The sequence below is a fragment of the Ramlibacter algicola genome (genome assembly GCF_016641735.1).
Taxonomy (GTDB): Bacteria; Pseudomonadota; Gammaproteobacteria; order Burkholderiales; family Burkholderiaceae_C; genus Ramlibacter; species Ramlibacter algicola.
On the sequence record NZ_JAEDAO010000001.1, the window covers coordinates 334214 to 357207 of the forward strand.

Sequence of the window (22994 nt, forward strand, 5' to 3'; positions counted from 1 at the left end):
GAAACGAGCGGCCGGAGCCGCTCGTTGGACTGGCCAGCCGCCGCCGCACCGCAGGACGCGGGCGGGGCAGCTGCCGTCATCAGTTGCCGCGGCAGGAGCCGGGCAGGAACTTCAGGGCGACGTCGGTGCCGTCCGTCGTGGAGCCGCAGCGCCACTTGCCGACCGTGGTGCCGGGTGTCGGGGCCGTCGTACCGTCAGCCAGGAACGGCTTCAGGGTGACCTTGCCACCTTCGGTGCCGTCTTCCTTGTTGGGGATGGCCTTGGACGTGACGGTGATCATGCCCGTGCCGTCGGTATTGACCAGCGCGACGTACTGCGACGAGCCGCCGGCGGCGGTCTGCTCGCAGCCCCAGCCGTTGGCGGCGGGCAGCGTGCTGGCCGACTGGATCACTTCCGTGATCGAGGTGCGGCAGGACGACGCGGCCAGGATGACTTCCGACATCTTCGCGCGCTTGGTGTAGTCCTGGTAAGCCGGCAGGGCGACGGCAGCCAGAATGCCGATGATCGCAACGACGATCATCAGTTCGATCAGGGTGAAACCCTTTTGCAGTTGACGCTTCATGAGGACCTCCTGTGGAAGAAGCGAGGCTTATCGTGCAATTGCTGTGCCAGCCGCTCAACCGTGGTTTCCGACCGTTTGGCGGCCCTCAACTGACACAGAATGGCTGAGCCTGACATTTTTGTAGCCCAGCTTTGTCGGACTTGTCCGACAAGCCGACCAGTGCGTCACTTGATGCAGACCGAGCGGACCTGCTTCAGGTCGGTCAGGCCCATCATGATCTTCTCCATGCCGTCCATCTTGAGGGTGCGCATGCCGCTGCCCACGGCCGAGACGAACAGCTCGGCGACCCGGGCCCGTTCCTGGATCAATTTCTTGATCTCGTCCTCGGCGACCAGCAGTTCGTGCAGGCCGACGCGGCCCTTGTAGCCGCTGTTGCCGCACTTGTCGCAGCCCTTGGCGCGGTAGAAGCGCAGGCGGCCGTTCTCGCCGTACGACTCCGTCCAGGCCTGGTACAGCAACTGCGCCTCGCCGCCGGGGTCGGCCTTCCAGGGCGCCGTGTGGCGCAGGTCCTCGGCGTATTCGGCGATGAAGCTCTTGATCTCCGGCTGCTCGGGGAAATAGGCCTCCTTGCAGTCGCACAGGCGCTTGGCCAGGCGCTGCGCCAGGATTCCCAGCAGCGCGTCCGCGAAGTTGAACGGGTCCATGCCCATGTCCAGCAGGCGGATGATGGATTCCGGCGCGGAGTTGGTGTGCAGCGTGGAGAACACCAGGTGGCCGGTGAGGGAGGCTTCCACGCCCATCGACACCGTTTCCTTGTCGCGCGACTCGCCCACCATGATGATGTCCGGGTCCGCGCGCAGGAACGCGCGCATCACGAGGGCGAAGTCGATGCCCGCCTTCTTGTTGATCTGCACCTGCCGCAGGCCCTTCTGCGTGATTTCGACCGGGTCCTCGGCGGTCCAGATCTTGGTCTCCGGCGAGTTCAGGAACTTCAGGATCGAGTGCAGCGTGGTGGTCTTGCCCGAGCCCGTCGGGCCGCAGACGTAGAACAGGCCGTAGGGCTTGCTGACGGTCTTCTCGACCCGTTCGCGGTTGTGCTGCGTCAGGCCCAGCTTGTCCAGCGGGATCGGCTCGCCGGAGGCCAGGATCCGCATCACGACGTCCTCCACGCCACCGGCCGACGGGATGGTCGCGACGCGCAGTTCGATGTCGAGCGGACCGTACTTCTTGAACTTGATCTTGCCGTCCTGCGGCTTGCGGCGCTCGGAGATGTCGAGGTCGCACATGATCTTCAGGCGCGTGACGAGCGCCTGGCGGAAGTGCGACGGCACCTCGATGTACGGCATCAGGCTGCCGTCGATGCGGAAGCGGATGCCGGTCTTGCCCTTGCCCGGCAGCGGCTCGATGTGGATGTCCGAGCAGCGCTGGTTGTAGGCGTCGATGATGACCTTGTTGACGAACTTCACCAGTTCGTTGTCCGACGCGGCGGACTCCAGCGCGGATTCGTCGCCGTCGTCGTCGATCGGCGCGTTCAGGTCGGCCAGCAGTTCGTCGATGGATTCCGACTGGTCGCCGCCATACAGTTGCGCGAGCGTCTCCTCGAACTCGGTCTGCGTCGTGACGCGGTAGGCAAACTTGGCGAAGCGCGGGAACACCTGCGGCACGATGCGCGAGCCGCGCACGGCTTCCGGGTCCATGCACATCACCACCAGGCCGTCGGGCGATTCCTCCAGCGGGATCCAGCCCTGCTCCTGCACGAACTCGCGCTTGAGCGGCCCCTGCAGCATCTCGGACTTGATGCGGCCGGCGTTGAACGGCTCGTACGGGACACCGAAGAACTTGGACAGCGACGGGCCGATCTGCGCCGGGCGGATCTGGAAATCGGCCATCAGCACGTGCTCGACCGGCTTGCCTTCCTCGCGCGCCTTCAGGATGCACTTCTGCAGCTCCTCCTGCGTCAGCACGCCGTCCTTCAGGAGGCCGTCGTATTTGGTGGCGCGGCGGCGCTGGGTCTCCAGCTCCTTCTGCATGCGCTGGCGGATGGCCGTCGCCAGCGTCTTGCAAAGCTGCGACGCGCCCTCGACCTCGAGGTCGCCGAACGGCACGTCGCTCTTGTTGTTGATCACCTGCAGCACGCCGTGCAGCACGTCGCCATCCAGGATCGGCAGCACCATGACCTGCTTGGTGCGGTAGCCCGAGCGCTTGTCGACTTCCTTCAGGAAGGTCAGCCCCGGGTGGATGCGCTTGAGCGACTCGTCGTCGTAGACGTCGGCGATGTTGACCAGCTGCTTGGAGAAGGCGACATAGCCCGCGATGCTCTGCGTGGAGATCGGGAGCTTCAGTTCCTTGGCCGTGTTCAGGCCGGTCTTGATCTTCGAGACGATCGCGGTGCGGTCCTCGCTGATCGCGTACAGGGTCAGGCGGTCGGCGTTCAGGAGCTTGCAGATCTCCTGGCTCGACTCCAGCATGATCTGGTCGATGTTCTCGGTCTCGTGGACGCGGGTCGTGACCAGCTGCAGCTGGCGGAAGAACAATGCCTCGAAGCTGACGCCGCGCTTGTCCGGCGGCAGCTGCTGGGAATCGAAGAAGGCTTGCGAGTCGCGTTCTGGTCTGAGCACGGCGCTCATGGGGTGGTCCTCCGCGGGTGCGACGCAGCGTTCACAGCTCGAACTCCTGCCCGGCGCGCAGCCAGCGGATGTCGTGCGAGACGTTGGGGCCGAAGGGCTGCGTCTGGTCGAACCGCTGGATCTCGGCCATGATCAGGTCGGTTTCCGCCGGCTTGGTGTGGGTGATGAAGATGGGGAAGGACTTGCCCTTGTCGATGCAGTCCAGCTCCTCGGCCAGCGCGTGCGGCGACAGGTGCAGGCTCTTGCGGGCCAGCTCCTTCTCCCGGTTGCTGAACGCCGTCTCGATGACGAGGGCGGCGACGTTCATCGCGTTCAGGCGGCGCCAGAACGCGGGGTTGCGTTCGGTGTCACCGGTGAAGACCCAGCAAGGCTTGCCTGCGGCGCGCGACACCGCGTAGCCCACGGCGGGCACCGTGTGCACCGCCGGTAAGACTTCGATGACCTTGCCACCGATTTCCAGCAGCTGGCCGACCTGCACTTCCTGGAACGCGATGAAGGGCTTGTCGGCGGTCGGGATGCGGCTGAAGTCCGGCCAGATCACGTTGTTGAACACGTGCTGCTTCAGCGCCGCGATGGTGCCGGCCAGAGCGTAGATGCGCACCGGGCGCGCCAGCTGCGAGGCGATGGAATCGATCATCAGCGGCAGCGCCGCGATGTGGTCCAGGTGCGAGTGCGTGAGGAACACGTGGCCGATGGCGGCCATCTCGGCGAGCGACAGGTCGCCCACGCCCGTGCCCGCGTCGACCAGGACATCGTCGTCGAGCAGGAACGACGTCGTGCGGCAGTCCCGCGCGATCGCGCCCGAGCACCCCAGCACGCGCACCTTCATGTTGCCCTCCGTGCCGGCGGGCGCGGCCGTCCGCCACCGCACGCGTGCGCGCGGGCGTTGCTGGAGGCATCCCAGGCTGGTCTCACTTGGTCTCGAAGTTGGTGGCGCCGTCCCACGCGGGGTCGAACGGCAGGAGCCGCATCGAGGCTACACGTTCGGAATACAGCTCGTAAAGGTACTTTTTGGGGTTCATGCGCTGCAGATTGAGCAGCAGCACGTCGCACTGGTCCCAGTCCTGCGAGCGGTAGGCCTTGAGGAAAGCGCCCCAGGCCTTGAGTTCGTCCTGGTGGGTTCTCTCCACGCGGTCCGCCGGCGCGAGCGGCCAGTAGATGGCGACGGCCTGTTCCTTGCCCTTGACCCGCACGCGATCGAGTTCCTGCCACGCGAAGTCCGGCGCCAGCTTGCGGGTGGACTCGCTGACGACGATGTCCACGCCGTACGCCTTGGACAGGCCTTCCAGGCGCGATCCCAGGTTCACCGAATCGCCGATCACGGTGTAGCTGCGGCGGATGTCGGAGCCCATGTCTCCGACGCACATCATCCCGGTGTTCAGGCCGATGCCCACGCCGATCTCCGGCAATCCCTTGGCGCGGTGCTCCTCGTTGATGTGGCGGACCTCGTTGGCCATCTCCAGCGCCGTCTTGGTGGCCAGGTGCGCGTGTTCGGCCGTCTCCACCGGCGCGCCCCAGAACGCCATCACGCAGTCGCCCATGTACTTGTCGATGGTGCCGCGGTTGCGCCGGATGATGTCCGTCAGGCGGTTGAACACCTCGTTGAGAAGCCCCTGCAGCTGCACCGGCTCCATCCGCTCGGACATCTTGGTGAAGCCGCGCATGTCGCAGAACATCACCGTGAGTTCCTTGTTGGCCGCCTTCATCGAATAGCTGTCCGGGTCCTTGACCATCTCGTCGACCAGCTCCGGCGGCACGTAGGTGCCGAACAGGTTGGCGAGTTCGCGCTTGGACCGGCTCTCGATGAAGTAGCCGTAGCTCATGTTCAACGCGAAGGCCGTGAACGTCATCGTGATGCTGGCGGCCAGCGGCATGACCAGGCCCGATCCGACGTACAGCCACAGGTTCAGGCCGATGAGCGTTGCGAGCACGCCGGCGCTCAACGCGATGGCCCGGGGCGCGGAGATCAGCGGCAGCAGGAACGCGAGCAGCAGCCCAGCCACCAGCAGCATGACCGCGTCGTAGCCCGCCGCGTAATCGGGGCTCGCCGGCAGGTTGCCATCGAGCATGCCGGCGACCAGGTTGGCGTGCGCCTCCACCCCGGGATAGCTCTCGCCGACGGGCGTGCTGCGCTGGTCCTGCAGGCCGGGGGCGGACGTTCCCACCAGCACGATCTTGCCTTTGAGCTCGCCGGGTTGCAGGCGCTTGTGGACCACGTCGGATGCCGAGACGTAGCGGAACGAGCCGCCGTTCGGGCCGCCGTACCCGCGGTACGGGATCAGGGTGGCGCCGCGCGCATCGATCGGCAGGCCGAGCGTCTTCTGCCCCAGCCGCAAGTTGACGCTTTCCAGGCCCTGGTAGCTGCGGCCGGCCAGCTTCTCCTTCGGCAAGCCAGGCTCCACCGACGGCCCGCCCGCAAGCACCCGGAACATGGCAAGCGACAGTGGTTCGTAGAACTGGTCGTTGTATTCCGCGAGCAGGGGGACGGCGCGGACGACGCCGTCCAGGTCGGACACGGGGTTGAAGTAGCCGGCCAGCGGCGCCGCCTTGGCGAGGGTTTCGATGTTGGCGCCGTAGCCGGTCCAGGAGAACAGGCGGACCGGACGGCCTTGGAACTGCTCGCGCCGCAGGACCGGCGCCGGCAGCACGCCGGAGGTGCGGCCATCGCGATCGCTGGTCAGGTAGTAGCCCAGGACCACGGGCCGGTTCTTCAGCGCCTTCGCGAACAGCCCGTCGTAGTCCAGGCTCGGGGCCAGCTGGTTCAAGCGATCGGTGAAGCCGACCTGGTCCTTCAGTTCCCCTTGCGAGAGCTGGCGAAGGCGAGACAGGCCGGAACTGTCGTCCGGCTCGGCGAACACCACGTCGAAGCCGAGCATCGCCACCTGCTGGCGGTCGAACAATTCGTCGGTCAGTTCGGCGAGCCGGTTGCGGCTCCACGGCCAGCGGCCGACTTCGGCCAGGCTCTTCTCGTCGAGATCGACGATGACGATGCGCTGGTCCATCGTCTTGGGCATCGTCGCCCGCAGGCGGGCGTCGTAGAGCGCCAGGTCCAGCCGCTCGAGCGCGGTGAGCGGCACCGTGCCGGTCGCATGCAGCAGGGCGAGCAGCAGCGGCAGCAGCGTGACCGCGATGCGGGTCCAGTGTCTCGCGAGCAAGCCCATGCCCGGTTCCTTCCGACTTGCCCGGGCCGGGGCGTCTTCAGCCCTGGATGAATTGCATCTGGGTGCCCGCCAGTTCCAGCAGGTCCCCGTTCTTCAGGTTCACCGGTTCGGGCCCGATCGGGGCGCCATTGATGGTGGGCTTGTTGCCGCCCTCGACGTGCGCGACGACGAAGCCGTGCGGGCGCTTGGTGATGGCCGCGACGGCCACGCCGGGCTTGCCGATGGTGGTGACGACCTTCACCAGCGGCACTTCGCGGCCGGCGGCGGCGCCGGACAGCACCTTGATCGCGCCCTTGACGGCATTGAGTTCGGGCGCGGGAGCGGCGGGCGCACCCGCGGCGGCCGGAGCCGCGGCACCCGGGGCGGGAACCGGGGGCACCATCCCCGGCTTCATGATCATCGTCTTCTCGTACGTGGCGCCGGGCGCCTCGTTGACGTACTTGATCTTGTACTTGCCGATCTCGACGGTGTCGTTGTTCTGCAACAGCTGCTTCTTGACCGCCTTGCCGTTGATGTACGTGCCGTTGGTGCTATTGAGGTCCTCCAGGTAGACCTCGTTGCCGGTCATCTGCAACACCGCGTGCTCGCCGCTGACGGCCAGGTTGTCGATGACGATGTCGTTGTACGGGCGGCGGCCCAGCGACGTGCGGTCCTTCGTCAGCTGGACTTCCTTGATCACGACGCCGTCGATCGACACGATCATTTTCGGCATGGCCCACTCCTGTTGATTTCTGTCCTCAAACCGAAAGTTCGCTGCTTATTTTCCCAGCAATCGGGAGATGAGGCCCTTTTTTTTCGCTTCGAGGTCGGCCTGCGCGAGCAGCACCGAAATGTTGTCGCGCCCTCCGTTGGCGTTGGCGGCATCGACCAGGCGACCCACCTTGTCCTCGAGCGTGCCTTCGTCCCGCAGGATGGCGGCGATGCCGTGGTCGTCGACCATGTCCGAGAGGCCGTCCGAGCACATGAGGTAGATGTCGCCCGGCTCGACGCGGTGCTCGTTGACTTCCAGCAGCACGGCGTCCTCGACGCCCAGCGCGCGCGTCACCAGGTTCTTGTTGGTCGATACGGCGGCCTGCTCCGGCGTGATCAGGCCGGCGTCCATCTGCTCCTGCAGCAGCGAGTGGTCCTTGGTGATCTGCGCCAGCTCGCCGGCGCGCAGGCGGTAGCAGCGCGAGTCTCCGATGTGGCCGAGCATCAGGCGCCCGTCCTGGAACACGCCGACCACGAGGGTCGTGCCCATGCCGGAATACTGCGGGTTGGAGTTGGCCGCGTTGAAGATGGAGCGGTTGGCGTTGTCGACGCAGATCTCCATCGCGCGTCGCACCTCGCGGGCGTTGGCCTGGCGGCCGGCCTGCGAGAGCCAGCGCCCGAGCTCCGACTTGATGAACGTGGTGGCCATCCCGCTGGCGATCTCGCCGGCGTTGTAGCCGCCCATGCCGTCGGCGAGGATCGCGAGCCGGGTCGCCTCCTCGAAGGTGACCGAGTCCTCGTTGTTCTCGCGAGCCAGGCCCGGGTCGGTGCGGATGCAGAACTCGTAATTCATGGATTGCCGGGCCTCATGCCTGGGGATCGTGCCCACCGCCCGGCTTGGTCGGATCGTCGCTCCGGCCGAACACCGCGGTCTTCTCGTACTCGCCGCCCCCGGCTCCTCCGCCCTTTGGCGGCGCATCATAGCCGTTGCCTGCCGCGGCGCCCGCCGCCATGACGAGCGTCTTTTCCGCCGTTGCCTGCGCCTGCGCGGCGGCGGCCAGCGAGAACGCCATGGTCTTGTCCGGATCGGCGGACGCGGGCGCCGGCGACACCGGCTGGCCACCGAACGCTGCCGCCGCCTCGCGCAGCGCGTGCGCGAAGGCATCGCCGTCCTGGAACCGCGCTTCCGGTTTCTTCGCCAGCGAGGTGGCGACCACGATCGCCAGTTGCTCCGTGAAGTCCTTGCGGATCAAGCGGATGTCGGGCGCTTCCTCGTTGGCGATCTTGTACATCAGCTCCGCCATCGAGTCGCCGCGGAACGGCAGCACGCCGGTGAGCATCTGGAACAGCATCACGCCGAGCGAGTACAGGTCCGAGCGGCCGTCGACCTTCTTGCCGGCGATCTGCTCGGGCGACATGAAGCTCGGGGTACCCAGCACTAGGCCGGTCTTGGTCTTGCTGGAGTCGGTGATGCGCGCGATGCCGAAGTCGGTGACCTTCACCGTGTCCGAGTCGAACTCGTACATGATGTTGGCCGGCTTGATGTCGCGGTGGACCACGTTCTGCCGGTGCGCGTAGGCCAGCGCCTCGGCGACGCGCGCCACGATCGACAGCACGCGCGGCGGCGGCAGCAGGTGGCCGTCCTTGCAGAAGTCCGCGAGGTCCTTGCCCTTGAGGAATTCCATCGCGATGTAGGCGAGGTCGTGCTCCTCGCCGGCATCGAAGATCGTGACGATGTTCTGGTGCTGCAGGCGGCCCGCCGTCTCGGCCTCGCGGAAAAAGCGCTCGCGCGCCTCGTTCAGGTCCTCGCCCTCGAACTCCTGCGACAGCGCCATCGTCTTGATGGCGACCACGCGGCCGATCTTCGGGTCCTTGCCCAGGTAGACGACGCCCATCGCGCCCTTGCCCAGTTCCTTCTCGACCTGGTAGCGGCCCAGCATCGGCTTCTCGACGGCGCCGCCATCCAGCAGCATGGTGCCGCCCGGGTGCGCGCCTCCGCCGCCGAGGATCACGGTTTCCGAGAGGTTCTTCGCCCGATTGAGCTTGGACTGCAGGTCCTTGAAGTCCTTGTTGTACGTGGCCATGTGCTCGTACACGGCCTGCGCCTTGTTGAACTGGCGCTTGCGCTCGAAGTCCAGCGCGAGGTTGTACAGGTTGTCCATGAGCGGATCGCTCATGGGGACCCGGCGGAAGCGGTCGAACGCCATGTCCAGCTGGCCCTGGCCCTGCAGCGCCAGGCCCATCATGCGGTTGGTCTCGGCCGACTCCTCGTCCGACTTCACCTTGCCGGCCTCGGTGACGAGGAAGCGCTTGGTGGTGAGCGCGGCGTGGCCGATGACGAGCAGCGCGGCGGGGAACACGAGCGGCACGTACGTCGCGGATCCGGAGAGCAGCACGAACTCGGTCGCAAGCATGACCACTAGCAAGCCCGCAGTGACTGCTGCCGCGGGTCCCGCGGAAAGCCGCGGCAGGCCCGCGACCAGGTAACCGGCGACCAACAGCACCATCGCGAGCGACGCCACGCCGGCCCACACCGGCTCGACGACGAAGTGCTCCTGCAGGATGTTGGAGGTGACGTGCGCCATCATCTCCGCCGGACTGAGCGCGGCGTAGCCGGGAACGGGGAACGTGGTGCCGAGGCCCTGGGCCGTGGAGCCGATGATGACGATCTTGTCCGCGTACTTCGTCGCCGGAATCTTCCCCGACAGCACGTCGTAGAACGAGTCGACCTGGAACGCGGGCTTGCTGTCGGTGCCGCGGTAGAACTGCGGCCGCATCTTGCCCGCTGCGTCGGTCGCGATCCTCAGCTTGCCCAATTGCACCGCTTCGCCGGGGAGCAGCCGCATGTCGCCGGGCCCAAGGTTCAGGGAGCGCGCAGCGGCGAGCAATGACAACGACGGCACCGCGTGGCCGTAGTAGTCGATGAAGACAGGGTCGGTGCGGATCGCCCCGTCGGGATCGTTCGTCTGCGCGACATGCCCCACCGCCGCCGCGGCCTTGGCGATCGGGTCGATGGGGAACTGTCCCGCGAGGGCCGGAATGAGCAAAGCGCCCTTGGTGGGAATCGAGGATTTCGCCGCCGCTGCCGGCAGGTCGGTGTCGGGGCGGCCGAGCGGCTCTCCAAGCTTGTAGGCGCCGCCGACCAGCACATTGCCTGCCTTCGCCATGCTGGCCGCGAGCTTGCCGTCGTTGTCCAAGGTCTGCTCGGCTTCGGCGAGCACTCTCGTGAGCGCTTCGTTCTGGCCCGCGGCGGCCCCGAGCGCTTCCTTGATCTTGCGGATGAACACGAGCCCGCGCTCGGTCTGCGGCTCGAGGAAGAGGGTCGTGTTGACGATCGTCTTGGCCTTGGCATCCGCGAGCTTGTCGATCAGCTCGGCATGCACGTCGCGCGGCCACGGCCAGCGGCCGATGTTGTTGATGCTGGCGTCGTCGATCGCGATGACGGCGATGCGGTCCGACGGCGTTCGCGAGTTCGAGCTGCTGGCTGCGTCGTAGAAGCGTTGCTCGAGGCCGCGGAGCGGGGTGACGGCCCACAGGATGCACACGGCGACGACGATGGCGGCGCCGATGAACCAGTCAGCGCGCCAGACCTGGCGCCGCTTTGCCGATGAAGATGTGCTCACTTCCGCCCCTCGCCCGAAGGTTTCGCGGCACCGGTGGGGACGCCGCCACGCCCGCGACCGACTCAAGGGTGCAGGGTTCCGGGCTGAACGGTAACAGACGGCTCCGGCACGAACAAGGAAGTTTGCCGCACCCCTTGTACCTTTTGTTGCAGTTTCACGGCAGCCCGGCTCGCCATGGAAAAAGGGCTGGCGGTTTGCACCGCCAGCCCTTCGCGTCGCAGGTCTTGCGCTTCAGAGCAGCGTCTTGAGCAGCTTGCCCATCTCCGACGGATTGCGGGTCACCTTGAAGCCGCACTCTTCCATGACCGCCAGCTTGGCGTCGGCCGTGTCGGCGCCGCCCGAGATCAGCGCGCCGGCGTGGCCCATGCGCTTGCCGGGGGGCGCCGTGACGCCGGCGATGAAACCGACCACCGGCTTCTGCATGTTGGCCTTGCACCAGCGCGCGGCATCCGCTTCGTCGGGGCCGCCGATCTCGCCGATCATGATCACGGCGTCGGTGTCCGGATCGTCGTTGAAGGCCTGCATCACGTCGATGTGCTTCAGGCCGTTGATCGGGTCACCGCCGATGCCGACGGCGCTGGACTGGCCCAGGCCGATCTCGGTCAGCTGCGCAACCGCCTCGTACGTCAGCGTGCCCGAGCGCGAGACCACGCCGATGCGGCCCTTGCGGTGGATGTGGCCGGGCATGATGCCGATCTTGATCTCGTCGGGCGTGATCAGGCCGGGGCAGTTGGGGCCGAGCAGCAGGGTCTTCTTGCCACCCTTGGCCTCCTTCTCCTTCATCTTGTTGCGCACCATCAGCATGTCGCGCACGGGGATGCCCTCCGTGATGCAGATCGCCAGGTCCAGGTCGGCCTCGACCGCTTCCCAGATCGCGTCAGCGGCACCCGCCGGCGGCACGTAGATCACCGAGACGGTGGCGCCGGTCTGCTGCCTGGCTTCCTTGACGGAGGCGTAGATCGGGATGTCGAAGATCTTCTCGCCGGCCTTCTTCGGGTTCACGCCGGCGACGAAGCAGTTCTTGCCATTGGCGTACTGCTGGCACTTCTCGGTGTGGAACTGCCCGGTCTTGCCCGTGATGCCCTGGGTGATGACCTTCGTGTCCTTGTTGATGTAGATCGACATGTCCGTTCCTGCTTCAAGCCTTGACCGCGGCGACGACCTTCTGGGCCGCTTCCGCCATCGTGTCCGCGCTGATGATCGGCAGGCCCGATTCGGCCAGCATCTTCTTGCCGAGTTCCTCGTTCGTGCCCTTCATGCGCACGACCAGCGGCACGTTCAGGTTGACGGCCTTGCACGCGGTGATCACACCGGTGGCGATGGTGTCGCAGCGCATGATCCCGCCGAAGATGTTCACCAGGATCGCCTTGACCTTGGGGTTCTTCAGCATGATCTTGAAGGCCTCGGTGACCTTCTCCGGCGTGGCACCGCCGCCGACGTCCAGGAAGTTCGCCGGCTCGGCGCCGAACAGCTTGATGGTGTCCATGGTCGCCATCGCCAGGCCGGCGCCGTTGACCAGGCAGCCGATGTTGCCGTCCAGCGAGATGTAGGCGAGGTCGAACTTGCTGGCCTCGATCTCGGCCGGGTCCTCTTCATCCAGGTCGCGCAGGGCGACGATGTCCGGATGGCGGAACAGCGCGTTCGGGTCGAAGTTGAACTTCGCGTCGAGGGCGATGATGTTGCCCTTGCCGTCGCGGTTGAGCGGGTTGATCTCCACCAGCGACGCGTCGGTGTCCATGTAGCACTGGTACAGCTTGCGGCAGACGTCGACGAACTGCGCCTGCGAGTCCGCCGGCATGCCGACGCCCTTGGCGAGCTCCTGGCCTTGTGCGTCAGTCAGGCCCTGCAGCGGATCGACGAACACCTTGACGATCTTGTCGGGATGGCTGTGCGCCACCTCCTCGATGTCCATGCCGCCTTCGCTCGAAGCGATGAAGGCCACCTTCTGCGTCGCACGGTCGGTGACGACGGAGAGGTAGTACTCCTTCTGGATGTCCGCGCCTTCCTCGATGTAGAGGCGCCGCACCTTCTGGCCCTCGGGGCCGGTCTGGTGCGTCTTGAGCTGCATGCCCAGGATCTGGCCCGCGAGGTCCTTGACCTGGTCGATGCTCTTGGCGACCTTGACGCCGCCGCCCTTGCCGCGGCCGCCCGCGTGGATCTGCGCCTTGACGACCCACACCGGGCCGCCCAGCTTCTGCGCGGCCTCGACCGCTTCCTGCACAGTGAAAGCCGGCACGCCGCGCGGCACGGGCACGCCGAAGCTGCGCAAGATCTCCTTGCCTTGGTACTCGTGGATCTTCATGGATGTCTCTGGAGGGGTGGGAACTGCCGCCGTCCGGCAAGCGCGGCCGCGCCGTGGCGGTCGCGAGAAACAGCGGCGAACTGTATCATGGTGCATTGCACCAACCCATCGCAATTGCTTAGCCGATCCATAGCGGATCGCAGTGCTGCACCACCATGCCCAAAGTCTTCATCGATGGCGAAGCCGGCACCACGGGCTTGCAGATCCGCGAGCGCCTGCAGGCCATGCCGCAGGTCGAACTCGTGAGCATCGCGCCGGAGCGCCGCAAGGACCCGGCCGCCAAGCGCGACCTGATGGCGGGCGTGGACCTGGTGATCCTGTGCCTCCACGACGACGCCGCGCGCGAGTCGGCCGCGATGGTGTCGGACATCCAGCGCTCGCAAGGCAAGGGGCCGCGCATCATCGACGCGTCGACGGCGCATCGCGTGGCCGAGGGCTGGGTGTTCGGCTTCGCCGAGCTGGCGTCTGGCCAGCGCGAGGCAATCGCCAAGGCGGACCGCGTGAGCAATCCCGGCTGCTACTCCACCGGGGCCATCGCGCTGCTGCGTCCCCTGGTTGATGCCGACCTGGTGCCCGCGGACTTCCCCCTCGTGTTGCCCGCGGTCAGCGGCTACACCGGGGGCGGCCGCAGCATGATCGAAGGCTTCGAGAAGGGCGAGCAGGGCCCGTTCGAGGTCTACGGCCTCGGCCTGAAGCACAAGCACCTGCCCGAGATCATGAAGTACGGCGGGCTCACGCGCCGCCCGATCTTCATCCCCTCCGTGGGCAACTTCAAGCAGGGCATGCTGGTGCAGTTGCCACTGTTCCTGGACGACCTGCCCAAGCGGCCCACGCTGGCGGACCTGCACGATGCACTGGCGCGCCACTACGCCGGCAGCGAGTGGGTGAGCGTGCAGCCGCCCCTCGAAGGTGGCCGCATCGAGGCGACCGCGCTGAACGACACCAACAAGATGGAACTGCGCGTGTTCGGCGACGACGCCCTGCGGCAGGCCATCCTGGTGGCCCGCCTGGACAACCTGGGCAAGGGCGCCAGCGGCGCCGCGGTGCAGAACCTGCGCCTGATGCTCGGGATCTGAGTCGGGTCGGGGCCGACGCGGTCACGCCGCCGGTGCGGACTCCGGAGCGGCAGGAACGCACAGTTCCACCAACGCACCGCCGGTGGGGCCCTCTCGCAGCGCCAGTGTGCCGCCGAGCTGGTGCGCTCGCGCGGCCATGTTGCGCCGACCGCGGCCGGCATCCGCCTGGCTGGCGCAGCCCACGCCGTCGTCCTCCAATTGCAGCAGCAGCCCGCCGCCATCGTTGCCGCAGAACAGGCGCAGGCGCCGCGCGCTGGCGTGCCGCAGTGCGTTCGTGAGCGCTTCCTGCACGATGCGCAGCACCTGCAGCACCTGGCCCGGCGAGGACATCCGGACGCCGTCCTGCACTTCCCAATCGAGCAGGATGCCTGCGGCGAGGAAACGCGGCTCGATCCGGTGCCGCAGGTTGCGCAATGCAACGGCCAGCGAGTCCTCGTCCGGGTCCAGCGAATCGATCACGAGCCGCAGGTCGTCCATGCACTCGCGCAGCATCGAGGCCACTTCCTGCGTCCCCGCCTTGCCACGCTCGACGGCAATGAGCGTGGTGACCAGCTGCGAGCCGACGCCATCGTGCATGTCCCGCATCACGCGCGCCCGCTCGGCCGTGAGCGTGGTGGCCCGCTCCAGCGCGCGAAGCCGCTCGTGGGTCCGCTCGAGTTCCACCGTGCGCTCGGCCACGCGCCGTTCCAGGTTCGCATTGAGCACGCGCACTTCGTCGTACGTGCGGAAGTAGTCGTCCGCCAGCGCGTAGACCAGGGCGCACAGGATCAAGGGAGCGCCATACGCCATGCGCGCAGCGGGCCCGAAAGGCAGCACCTGCGCCGTGACGGAAAGGTCGAGCAGGCCGAGCCCCAGAGTGACCACCTCGGCCGCCACGATGACCCACACGCCGGACCGCGTCCGGTTCCCGGGCTTGAGCCCGAAACGGAGCAACAGCACGATGGTCCACGCACCGAGCGCCGCGCAGGCGAGATACCAAGGGATCCGGATGACGCGGGCCGGCGCGCCGTCCAGCAACGCGATCCCGATTGCCGCGACCGCGACCGCCAGTGCCGCCCAGCGCTCGAAAGGGCGGCGGGGCGCCAGCGTGAAGGAGCGGATGAACAGCCACAGCAACACGACGACCATCCCGAGGCTGCCCAAGATGAATGCTTCCCACAGCTGGGCCGCGAACAAGGGCGAGACCGTGTAATGGAAGTTGCGCAGCGACCATGTGATGGCGAGGGCCGCGAACAGCCCATGGATCCGCTCCCCTGGGCGCCTCAGCCACAACAGCAGCACGAGCAGCCCCACGAAGATCAACGCCAGGTTGAGCGACCGGGTCAGAGTGACACGGGCGAAGTAGTCGCGCTCGTAGATGGGCTGCACCACGGCGCGCGGGCCCAGCGTGATCGGCCCCAGCCCGCCACGCAGGTTCGGCGCGACATGCAGGCGCAGGTGCAGCTCGTTGCGGCCCGGCAGCAGCAACGGTGCCGCGAGCACGTCCATTTGCGGCACGCCCAGGCTGCTGCGGGTCCCGCCGCCCACCAAGGCACCATTGAGGTAGAGCGTGTAGTTCGTGCCCACTCGCGGCAGGTACACCGCCCAGGGCTGCGCCGGCCTGCTGGCCAAAGTGAAGGTGGCGCGATACCAGCCATGGCCGTCCTGCCCCGGATTGCTGCGCGACCAGTCGTCCGGCAGGGTCCGCGGCTGCCAGACGGCACCCGTTGGCGGCAGCGGGCTGTCCGACTTGACGTAGTCGGTTGCCGCCAACTCGAGGACCTGGTCCTGCGCCTCGGGGCCGGCTGGCATCAGCAGCCCGATCGCCGCGACGGCGAGCGCAAGCAGCAGCACGACCCAGCGCGCGACGGCCGTGATGGGCGGACTCGGTGGAGGGCTGCTCCCGAGGGGAGCGACAGAGCGGGGGTCGTTCATGAACTGCCGGACGACGACGCGCCACCCTAGCCGAACCGGCGCCTCAACTCAACCGTAAGAGCCCGCACCAGCGGGAAGTTGCCACGCCCGTGTGGCGCCGCTCAGCCCCCGTCCTCATCGAACCCGCCGGCCAGCACGCGCTGGATCACGTCGCCGGTGAAGCCGCGTGCGGCCAGGAACCGCGCCTGCTTGCCCCGTTCGGCGGTGTCGCGCGGCGGTTCGCCGAAGCGGCGCTGCCACACGTCGCGCGCGCGGGCGATCTCGGTGGCGCGCAACTGCTGCATGGCGTGCGCGACCAGTTCGCCGTCGACGCCCTTGGCCTGCAGCTCCTGCCGGATGCGGCCGGCACCCAGCCGCGCGGCGCGCCGGTGCAGCACCGATTCGACCACCCGTTGCTCGCTGATGAACCCCTTGGCCTGCAGGTCGTCGAGCACCTTCGCGAGCTCGTCCGGCTGCTCCGCGTAGCGGGCCAGCTTGCGTTCGAGTTCGGTGCGCGTGTGCTCGCGGTTGCCGAGCAGGCGCAGCGCGCGGCCCTTGAGCGACAGCTGCACCACCGGCATCGCGCGGCTTACTCCTCGCCTTCGTCCCCGCCGTCCGCGGCCGGCGGCAGGGCGGCGATGCCGATCTCGGCGCGGATCTTGTTCTCGATCTCGCGCGCCAGCTGCGGGTTCTCGCGCAGGAACTCGCGCGCGTTGTCGCGGCCCTGGCCGATCTTCTCGCCGTTGTAGGCGTACCAGGCACCGGACTTGTCGAGGATGCGGTGCTGCACGCCCATGTCGATGACCTCGCCCTCGCGCGAGATGCCCTCGCCGAACAGGATGTCGAATTCCGCGGTCTTGAACGGGGGCGAGACCTTGTTCTTGACGACCTTGACCTTGGTCTCGTTGCCGATCGCTTCCTCGCCCTTCTTGATCGTGCCGGTGCGGCGGATGTCCAGGCGCACGGAGGCGTAGAACTTCAGCGCGTTGCCACCGGTGGTGGTCTCGGGGCTGCCGAACATCACGCCGATCTTCATGCGGATCTGGTTGATGAAGATGACCATGCAGTTGGTCTTCTTGATCGTGGCAGTGAGCTTGCGCAGCGCCTGCGACATCAGGCGGGCCTGCAGGCCGGGCAGCGAATCGCCCATCTCGCCTTCGATTTCCGCCTTGGGCACCAGGGCCGCGACCGAGTCGACCACGATCAGGTCGACGGCGCCCGAGCGCACCAGCGAGTCGACGATCTCCAGCGCCTGCTCGCCGGTGTCCGGCTGGCTGATCAGCAGGTCGGGCAGGTTGACGCCCAGCTTCTGCGCGTATTGCACGTCCAGCGCGTGCTCGGCGTCGACGAAGGCGCAGGTGCCGGCCAGGCGCTGCATCTCGGCGATGACCTGCAGCGTGAGGGTGGTCTTGCCCGACGATTCCGGGCCGTAGATCTCGACCACGCGGCCGCGCGGCAGGCCGCCGACGCCCAGCGCGATGTCCAGGCCGAGGGAGCCGGTGGACACCACCTGGATGTCCTCGATGGCCTCGCCTTCGCCCAGCCGCATGATCGTGCCCTTGCCGAACTGCTTCTCGATCTGGGCCAGCGCGGCCTGCAGGGCCTTGGACTTCTCGCTGTCCGCCGCCGCGATCCTGGTTCCCTTGACTTGCGCATCCATGGCAATCTCCTTGTGGATCAATGATTTAGCTCACCCGATCCAGCTGTTTCGATGCACAGGCTGGATGCATGGCCAGTACTCTAACGCGACGGCTCGCTGGCGGTAAACCGGTTTTTTGGTCAGTTTGCCTTACGATCGCGAAATGGTCCCCCAAGCAGATGACGGCTGGCGGCGTGCCCACCTCGGCCGCCTGCTGGGCCACGCCAGCCGGCGCTTCGACGACCGCGTGCTCCACCTGATGGCGCACGACGTCGAGGTGCCGCTGGCCCTGGCCAACCTGGCCGCGCGCGGGCAGGTGGGTGCGGCGCACGTGCACATCACGCGGCACCTGCCGCTGCAGGGCGCGCGCCTGACCGAACTGGCGGACAGCGCCGGGATGACCAAGCAGGCGATGGGCGACCTCGTCACGCAATGCGAGGCCTGGGGGCTCGTGTCCCGGCACCCGGACCCGCGCGACGCCCGTGCGCGCCTCGTCACCTTCACCGACACCGGTCTTGCCTGGCTGCGCGCCTTCGAATCGGCCGTGCGCCAGGCGGAAGACGAATTCCGCGCCGAGATCGGCGCCGACATCGCCACCGTCGTCGCCCTCGGCCTGGAGGCGTATGCCGGCCCGGCGGCATGATGCGTGCGGCGCGGTGCGCGACGCCGCCTAGAATTTTCAGCATGGGCCGGCGCGGCCCGCCACAGGAGACCCGGGCATGCGCATCCTCATCGCCGAAGACGACCAGGTGCTGGCGGACGGATTGCTGCGCACGCTGCGCGCCTCCGGGGCGGCGGTCGACCACGTCAGCAGCGGCACCGAGGCCGACGCCGCGCTGCTGACCAACAACGAGTTCGACCTCCTGATCCTGGACCTGGGGCTGCCGCGCATGCACGGCCTCGAGGTGCTGCGCCAGCTGCGCGCGCGCGGTTCCACGATGCCGGTCCTGATCCTCACTGCCGCCGACAGCGTCGAGGAACGCGTGCGCGGCCTGGACCTCGGCGCCGACGACTACATGGCCAAGCCCTTTTCGCTGCAGGAGCTCGAAGCCCGCGTGCGCGCGCTCACGCGCCGCGGCATGGGCGCCACCAGCAGCACCATCAAGCACGGCCCGCTGGTGTACGACCAGGCCGGCCGCGTCGCGACCATCGACGGCAAGATGGTCGAACTGTCGGCGCGCGAGCTCGGCCTGCTCGAGGTGCTGCTGCAGCGCGCCGGCCGCCTGGTCAGCAAGGACCAGCTGGTCGAGCGCCTGTGCGAGTGGGGCGAAGAGGTGAGCAACAACGCCATCGAGGTCTACATCCACCGCCTGCGCAAGAAGATCGAGAAGGGGCCGATCCGCATCGCCACCGTGCGCGGCCTCGGCTACTGCCTCGAGAAGATCCCGGGCTGACCGCGGTCGCGTGCAGGACCGGCGCCGATGAAGATCTTCCAGCGTGAGCAACGCTCGCTGTTCGGCGAGATCCTGGACTGGATGCTCACGCCGCTGCTGCTGCTGTGGCCGATCAGCCTGGCGCTGACCTGGCTGGTGGCGCAGAGCATCGCCGGCAAGCCATTCGACCGCGCGCTCGAATACAACGTGCAGGCGCTGGCGCAGATCGTCGCCGTGCAGGGCGAGCGCGTGGTGTTCAACCTGCCGCAGCCCGCACGCGAGATGCTGCGCGCCGACGACTCGGACCAGGTGTACTACCAGGTGCGCGGCGCCCGTGGCGACGTCCTGAGTGGCGAGCGCGACTTCCCGCTGCCGCCCGACGACGAGCGCGCCGCCCCCGGCGAAACCAGGCTGCGCGACGACGACATGCGCGGGCTGGACGTGCGCGTCGCGTACACCTGGGTGCGCACCGACGCGCCGGGCAATCCGCTGGTGCTGGTGCAGGTGGGCGAGACGCGCGAGAAGCGCTCCGTGCTCGCCACCGAGATCATCAAGGGCGTGATGCTGCCGCAGTTCGTCATCCTGCCGCTCGCGGTGCTGCTGGTGTGGCTGGCGCTCGTGCGCGGCATCAAGCCGCTGTCGCAGCTGGAAGAGCGCATCCGCGCGCGCAAGCCCGACGACCTGTCACCGCTGGACGACAAGGCCGTGCCGCTCGAGGTCGCGCCCCTGGTGTCGTCGGTCAACGACCTGCTGACGCGCCTGAAGGATTCGATTGCGACGCAGAAGCGATTTCTCGCCGACGCGGCCCACCAGCTGAAGACGCCGCTGGCCGGGCTGCGCATGCAGGCCGACCTCGCGCAGCGCGAAGGCGCGAACGCCGAGGAGCTGAAGCAGTCGCTCAAGCAGATCGGCCGCTCGAGCATGCGGGCCACGCACACCGTGAACCAGCTGCTGGCGCTGGCCCGCGCGGAAAGCAGCGGCAAGACGCTGCCGCGCCTGCCCTGCGACCTGGCGCAGCTCACGCGCGAAGTGGTGCAGGACCTGCTGCCACGCGCGCTCGACCGCCGCGTCGACCTGGGCTACGAAGGCGCGCTGCCCGGCGCCGCCGGCGCCGTCGTGCAGGGCAACCCGACGCTGCTCAAGGAGCTCATCCGCAACCTGGTCGACAACGCCATCAACTACACGCCGTCGACCGATGCGTCACCGGCCGTGGTCACCGCGCGCGTCTTGGCGGACCCCATCGGGCGTGTCGCCGTGTTGCAGGTGGAAGACTCCGGCCCCGGCATCCCGGAAAGCGAGCGCGAGCTGGTGTTCCAGCCGTTCTACCGCGCGCTCGACACCGGCGTCGACGGCTCCGGACTGGGGCTGCCGATCGTGCGCGAGATCGCGCGCCAGCACGAGGCGGACATCCGCATCGAGGACGTGCGGCCCGGCCAGGTGCCGCCCGGCGCGCGCGTGGTCGTGCGCTTCGCGGGCGTGCGCGTGGGGGTCGCGCCCGCCGAAGCCGCTCAGGCGGCCTGAAAGACGTTCAGCTGCAGGCGTTCGCGAGCGATCGCGCGCGCCACGGCGGGCAGGGCCGCGACTTTCTGCACGTGCGCCCACAGCGTGGGAAACCCGGTGGGGTCGATCCCGGCGAACCCACCCCAGCGCAGGAGCGTGAGCGCATAGGCGTCGATCGGGCCGAAGTGCGCGCCGGACAGGAACGGGTGGCCTTTGTCCCGCGCCCGCACCGCCATTGCCTCGATGTCGGCCAGCATGGGGCGATAGAGCTGCGCGTTGTACGCCTTCAGCTCCGCCTGCACCTCCGGCTTGTCGCTGAACTTGAACGGCATGAACACGTGCGTGAAGGTCGGGTGCACTGTGTTGTTCATCCAGGCCAGCGTCTCCAGCGCCTTCGCCCGCTCCAGCGGCGCGGTGGGCAGGAAGCCTTGCTGCGGGTACTTGCGGTCCAGGTAGTCGACGATGGCGACGATCTGCGTGATCACCGCGTCGCCGTCCACCAGCACCGGCACCTGGCCACGCGGGTTGACGGCGCGGTACTCGGGCGAGTTCTGCTCGCCCTTGTGCAGCTTGACCATCTGCGCCTCGAACGGCTCGCCGATCGTTTCCAGCAGCGTGTGCGGCACGAACGAGCAGGCGCCCGGGGCGAAGTACAGCTTCATCGTCATCGCAGATCTCCCGTCAGCGGCACGGCCGCAGTGTCTTGCCACCCAGTGCGGGGCGGACGTCGTCGACGCGGGCGCGCAGCGCGTCGTCCAGCGCCGGGAGCGTGAGCTTCCAGCCGCTGACGGGCGCCCGCTCCTGCATGACGCGCGCGGTCCGCACGCCACGGGCCGCAAGCCGTTCCAGTTGCGCGTTTGCCTCGGCCTGGGTCGGGAAGCCGCCCAGCGACAGGCCCGGCTCGAGTTCGGCATTGGCCAGCGTTTCGAAGGCCACGCCGATCTGGCGCAGTTCCGACTTCTTGCGCGCGACGTTCTCGTCGTTCGGGTACTTGCCCATGTAGACGATCCAGCGGCCCCCTTCGGCGACCGGCTCGAGGGTCCAGCTGCCGGCCGGCCACGAGGCGAGCGATTGGCGCAGCGGGCCGGCGGCCGCGTCGTCTAGCGGGCCCGCTTGCAGGCATTCGGGGCCGCGCGCCGCGGTCTCGATGCGACGGGCCTCGTCGGCGCTCAGCACGCGGATGGCTTCGGGCCGGATCTGCTGCTGCAGGCGGTGCGGCTCCGATTGCGCCGCCGGGGCCAGGCCGAACGCCTGCAGGTCGCCGCGCGCCCAGGCGAACCAGGCACCATTGGCAAGCAGCAGGAGCAGGACGAGGACGCGCAGCATGCGGATTCAGGCCGGCCGCACGCTCACTTCGGAGCTGGTCACCGCGACCGGGCCGGCGGCAGTATGCACGACCAGCGCGCCGGCCCGGTCGACGCCGGCCGCCGTGCCTTCGGTGCCGTCGGTCAGGCGCACCGCGCGGCCCGCGAGGATGTCCCGCTGGGCGAAGCGCGAGGCGAAGGGCACGAAACCCTCGTGCTCGAACAGCCGCAAGGCCTGCACCAGCAGCGGTGCCACGGCCAGCAGCGCCTGGCCGGCGTCGAGCCCCGGTGCGATGCCCTGCAGGCCCGCCGGTGGCGTCGACAGGCCGTCGCCGGCCGGCGGCGCGACGTTCAGGCCGACGCCGACGATCGCGTACCGCGCATCGAGCGGCGTGCTGGCCGTTTCGATCAGGATGCCGCCCAGCTTGCGGTCGCCGGCCAGCCAGAGGTCGTTGGGCCATTTGAGCTGGATGTCCGGGTGCAGCGCCTCCGCGATCGCAACACCCGCGGCCAGGGACAGCCCGGACCAGTCGCGCGGCCGCAGCAGCAGGCCGAGGGAGAACGTCAGCGACGCGCCCGGCCGCGACTGCCAGGGCCGGCCGGCGCGGCCGCGGCCGGCAGTCTGGTGCTCGGCCACGAGCAGCACGGGATCGAACAGGCCGTCACGCGCGCGACGCATGAGCTCGGAGTTCGTCGAATCGAGCTCCGGCAGGACCTCGACCGTGAACCCGGGCAGGGCCGGCGCGACCTGCTCCCAGACCGCTTCGGCCGGCCAGCGCATGTCAGCGGCCGCGCTTGGGCGCGAGCAAGGTGCCGCGGCAGTTCTTGGCGCCGCACCAGCAGGGGTACTCGGCCTTCAGCTTGGGCGTGTAGCGTTCGTCGATGATCAGGCCGTAGTCGTAGTTGAGTTCTTCACCGGCCTTGATGTTGCGCAGCGCCTTGATGAAGACCCGGCCCTCCTCCTCGTCCGCCTCGCAGTTCGGGTTGCACGAGTGGTTGATCCAGCGGGAGGAGTTGCCGCCGTGGAGGGCGTCGATGACGCGGTCCTCGTCGACGTGGAAATAGAAGGTGTGGTTCGGGTCGTCGGGGTTGTGGGGGTGGCGCCGCTGGGCTTCCTTCCACGTGATGATCTCGCCCACGTATTCGATGATGGTCTCGCCTTCGGCGATGTCCTGGACCGCGAAGACGCCCTTGCCGTGAATGCCCGACCTGCGCGTCTGGATTTTTCGGCCGCCGCCGACTGCTTTGTTCGCCATGAAGAACTTCTGATAAGTTGAATGCATGCACACGCGTGCGCGTACGCG

19 protein-coding genes and 1 pseudogene are annotated in these 22994 nt (G+C 68.0%); 4 read left to right on the top strand and 16 right to left on the bottom strand.

Features of this window, described 5'->3' with window-relative positions; translation table 11 throughout:
* Positions 1–79: 79 nt before the first annotated feature.
* The 9 genes from I8E28_RS01650 to sucC form a co-directional block, all read right to left on the bottom strand.
* Positions 80–562, bottom strand: a complete 483-nt coding sequence (locus I8E28_RS01650) for a pilin (protein WP_200786109.1) — start codon at positions 560–562, stop codon at positions 80–82.
* Between the two features lie 164 nt (positions 563–726).
* Positions 727–3129 (bottom strand): GspE/PulE family protein, encoded by a 2403-nt coding sequence (locus I8E28_RS01655; RefSeq protein WP_200786110.1) that lies wholly within the window; start codon positions 3127–3129, stop codon positions 727–729.
* 31 nt (positions 3130–3160) lie between these two features.
* Positions 3161–3958, bottom strand: coding sequence for a 3',5'-cyclic-nucleotide phosphodiesterase (locus tag I8E28_RS01660; protein ID WP_200786111.1), 798 nt, complete (start codon positions 3956–3958; stop codon positions 3161–3163).
* A gap of 82 nt (positions 3959–4040) precedes the next feature.
* Positions 4041–6290 (bottom strand): CHASE2 domain-containing protein, encoded by a 2250-nt coding sequence (locus tag I8E28_RS01665; protein WP_200786112.1) that lies wholly within the window; start codon positions 6288–6290, stop codon positions 4041–4043.
* A 37-nt stretch (positions 6291–6327) separates the two neighbouring features.
* Positions 6328–7002 carry an FHA domain-containing protein gene (locus tag I8E28_RS01670; RefSeq protein ID WP_200786113.1) on the bottom strand — a complete coding sequence of 225 codons (675 nt, stop codon included), beginning with the start codon at positions 7000–7002 and terminating at the stop codon, positions 6328–6330.
* Between the two features lie 45 nt (positions 7003–7047).
* On the bottom strand, positions 7048–7833 hold the full coding sequence (locus I8E28_RS01675; protein WP_200786114.1) for a Stp1/IreP family PP2C-type Ser/Thr phosphatase: 786 nt from the start codon (positions 7831–7833) through the stop codon (positions 7048–7050).
* Positions 7834–7846: 13 nt separating this feature from the next.
* Entirely contained in the window at positions 7847–10603 is a 2757-nt protein-coding gene (locus I8E28_RS01680) for a protein kinase domain-containing protein (protein ID WP_200786115.1), read from the bottom strand.
* Positions 10604–10834: 231 nt separating this feature from the next.
* Positions 10835–11728: a succinate--CoA ligase subunit alpha gene (gene sucD / locus I8E28_RS01685; RefSeq protein ID WP_200786116.1), complete on the bottom strand. Its 894-nt coding sequence runs from the start codon at positions 11726–11728 to the stop codon at positions 10835–10837.
* Positions 11729–11741: 13 nt separating this feature from the next.
* A complete protein-coding gene (gene sucC, locus I8E28_RS01690) occupies positions 11742–12905 on the bottom strand; it encodes an ADP-forming succinate--CoA ligase subunit beta (protein ID WP_200786117.1) in 1164 nt (387 codons plus the stop codon).
* Between the two features lie 155 nt (positions 12906–13060).
* Here sucC and argC point away from each other — a divergent pair, with 155 nt between their 5' ends.
* Positions 13061–13981, top strand: a complete 921-nt coding sequence (gene argC / locus I8E28_RS01695) for an N-acetyl-gamma-glutamyl-phosphate reductase (protein WP_200786118.1) — start codon at positions 13061–13063, stop codon at positions 13979–13981.
* A 21-nt stretch (positions 13982–14002) separates the two neighbouring features.
* Here the strand turns inward: argC and I8E28_RS01700 are convergent, their stop codons facing one another.
* The 3 genes from I8E28_RS01700 to recA all read right to left on the bottom strand — a co-directional run bounded on the left by I8E28_RS01700 (position 14003) and on the right by recA (position 17534).
* A complete protein-coding gene (locus I8E28_RS01700) occupies positions 14003–15895 on the bottom strand; it encodes a sensor histidine kinase (protein ID WP_200786119.1) in 1893 nt (630 codons plus the stop codon).
* Between the two features lie 101 nt (positions 15896–15996).
* On the bottom strand, positions 15997–16455 hold the full coding sequence (gene recX, locus I8E28_RS01705) for a recombination regulator RecX (RefSeq protein ID WP_200786120.1): 459 nt from the start codon (positions 16453–16455) through the stop codon (positions 15997–15999).
* 8 nt (positions 16456–16463) lie between these two features.
* Positions 16464–17534, bottom strand: coding sequence for a recombinase RecA (gene recA / locus I8E28_RS01710; RefSeq protein ID WP_200786121.1), 1071 nt, complete (start codon positions 17532–17534; stop codon positions 16464–16466).
* Between the two features lie 142 nt (positions 17535–17676).
* On the opposite strand from recA, the gene I8E28_RS01715 reads away from it, so the two are divergent.
* The 3 genes from I8E28_RS01715 (at position 17677) to I8E28_RS01725 (ending at position 20407) form a co-directional block, all read left to right on the top strand.
* Positions 17677–18156: a MarR family winged helix-turn-helix transcriptional regulator gene (locus tag I8E28_RS01715; RefSeq protein WP_200786122.1), complete on the top strand. Its 480-nt coding sequence runs from the start codon at positions 17677–17679 to the stop codon at positions 18154–18156.
* 76 nt (positions 18157–18232) lie between these two features.
* Entirely contained in the window at positions 18233–18907 is a 675-nt protein-coding gene (locus I8E28_RS01720) for a response regulator (protein ID WP_200786123.1), read from the top strand.
* 27 nt (positions 18908–18934) lie between these two features.
* On the top strand, positions 18935–20407 hold the full coding sequence (locus tag I8E28_RS01725) for a sensor histidine kinase (RefSeq protein ID WP_200786124.1): 1473 nt from the start codon (positions 18935–18937) through the stop codon (positions 20405–20407).
* On the opposite strand, the gene I8E28_RS01730 is transcribed toward I8E28_RS01725, so the two are convergent.
* From I8E28_RS01730 to I8E28_RS01745, 4 genes and pseudogenes are all read right to left on the bottom strand, one after another.
* Complete coding sequence (locus I8E28_RS01730; protein WP_200786125.1) at positions 20395–21054, bottom strand: glutathione S-transferase family protein; 660 nt, start codon at positions 21052–21054, stop codon at positions 20395–20397. The genes I8E28_RS01725 and I8E28_RS01730 overlap by 13 nt on opposite strands.
* Positions 21055–21067: 13 nt before the next feature.
* Positions 21068–21712, bottom strand: a complete 645-nt coding sequence (locus tag I8E28_RS01735) for an SPOR domain-containing protein (protein WP_200786126.1) — start codon at positions 21710–21712, stop codon at positions 21068–21070.
* 6 nt (positions 21713–21718) lie between these two features.
* The gene (locus I8E28_RS01740) at positions 21719–22471 is read right to left on the bottom strand and encodes a biotin--[acetyl-CoA-carboxylase] ligase (RefSeq protein ID WP_200786127.1); all 753 of its coding nucleotides are present in this window, start codon (positions 22469–22471) and stop codon (positions 21719–21721) included.
* A gap of 7 nt (positions 22472–22478) precedes the next feature.
* A pseudogene (locus I8E28_RS01745) lies at positions 22479–22946 on the bottom strand (SET domain-containing protein); the annotation flags it as partial.
* Positions 22947–22994 lie beyond the last annotated feature (48 nt).

Coding starts and splice junctions, on each gene's coding strand:
- I8E28_RS01740 (WP_200786127.1), bottom strand. CDS start 22,471: ATGCGCTGGCCGGCCGAAGCGGTCTGGGAGCAGGTCGCGCCGGCCCTG.
- I8E28_RS01660 (WP_200786111.1), bottom strand. CDS start 3,958: ATGAAGGTGCGCGTGCTGGGGTGCTCGGGCGCGATCGCGCGGGACTGC.
- I8E28_RS01720 (WP_200786123.1), top strand. CDS start 18,233: ATGCGCATCCTCATCGCCGAAGACGACCAGGTGCTGGCGGACGGATTG.
- sucD (WP_200786116.1), bottom strand. CDS start 11,728: ATGTCGATCTACATCAACAAGGACACGAAGGTCATCACCCAGGGCATC.
- recX (WP_200786120.1), bottom strand. CDS start 16,455: ATGCCGGTGGTGCAGCTGTCGCTCAAGGGCCGCGCGCTGCGCCTGCTC.
- I8E28_RS01715 (WP_200786122.1), top strand. CDS start 17,677: ATGGTCCCCCAAGCAGATGACGGCTGGCGGCGTGCCCACCTCGGCCGC.
- I8E28_RS01650 (WP_200786109.1), bottom strand. CDS start 562: ATGAAGCGTCAACTGCAAAAGGGTTTCACCCTGATCGAACTGATGATC.
- I8E28_RS01700 (WP_200786119.1), bottom strand. CDS start 15,895: ATGAACGACCCCCGCTCTGTCGCTCCCCTCGGGAGCAGCCCTCCACCG.
- I8E28_RS01655 (WP_200786110.1), bottom strand. CDS start 3,129: ATGAGCGCCGTGCTCAGACCAGAACGCGACTCGCAAGCCTTCTTCGAT.
- recA (WP_200786121.1), bottom strand. CDS start 17,534: ATGGATGCGCAAGTCAAGGGAACCAGGATCGCGGCGGCGGACAGCGAG.
- sucC (WP_200786117.1), bottom strand. CDS start 12,905: ATGAAGATCCACGAGTACCAAGGCAAGGAGATCTTGCGCAGCTTCGGC.
- argC (WP_200786118.1), top strand. CDS start 13,061: ATGCCCAAAGTCTTCATCGATGGCGAAGCCGGCACCACGGGCTTGCAG.
- I8E28_RS01665 (WP_200786112.1), bottom strand. CDS start 6,290: ATGGGCTTGCTCGCGAGACACTGGACCCGCATCGCGGTCACGCTGCTG.
- I8E28_RS01670 (WP_200786113.1), bottom strand. CDS start 7,002: ATGCCGAAAATGATCGTGTCGATCGACGGCGTCGTGATCAAGGAAGTC.
- I8E28_RS01735 (WP_200786126.1), bottom strand. CDS start 21,712: ATGCTGCGCGTCCTCGTCCTGCTCCTGCTGCTTGCCAATGGTGCCTGG.
- I8E28_RS01725 (WP_200786124.1), top strand. CDS start 18,935: ATGAAGATCTTCCAGCGTGAGCAACGCTCGCTGTTCGGCGAGATCCTG.
- I8E28_RS01675 (WP_200786114.1), bottom strand. CDS start 7,833: ATGAATTACGAGTTCTGCATCCGCACCGACCCGGGCCTGGCTCGCGAG.
- I8E28_RS01730 (WP_200786125.1), bottom strand. CDS start 21,054: ATGACGATGAAGCTGTACTTCGCCCCGGGCGCCTGCTCGTTCGTGCCG.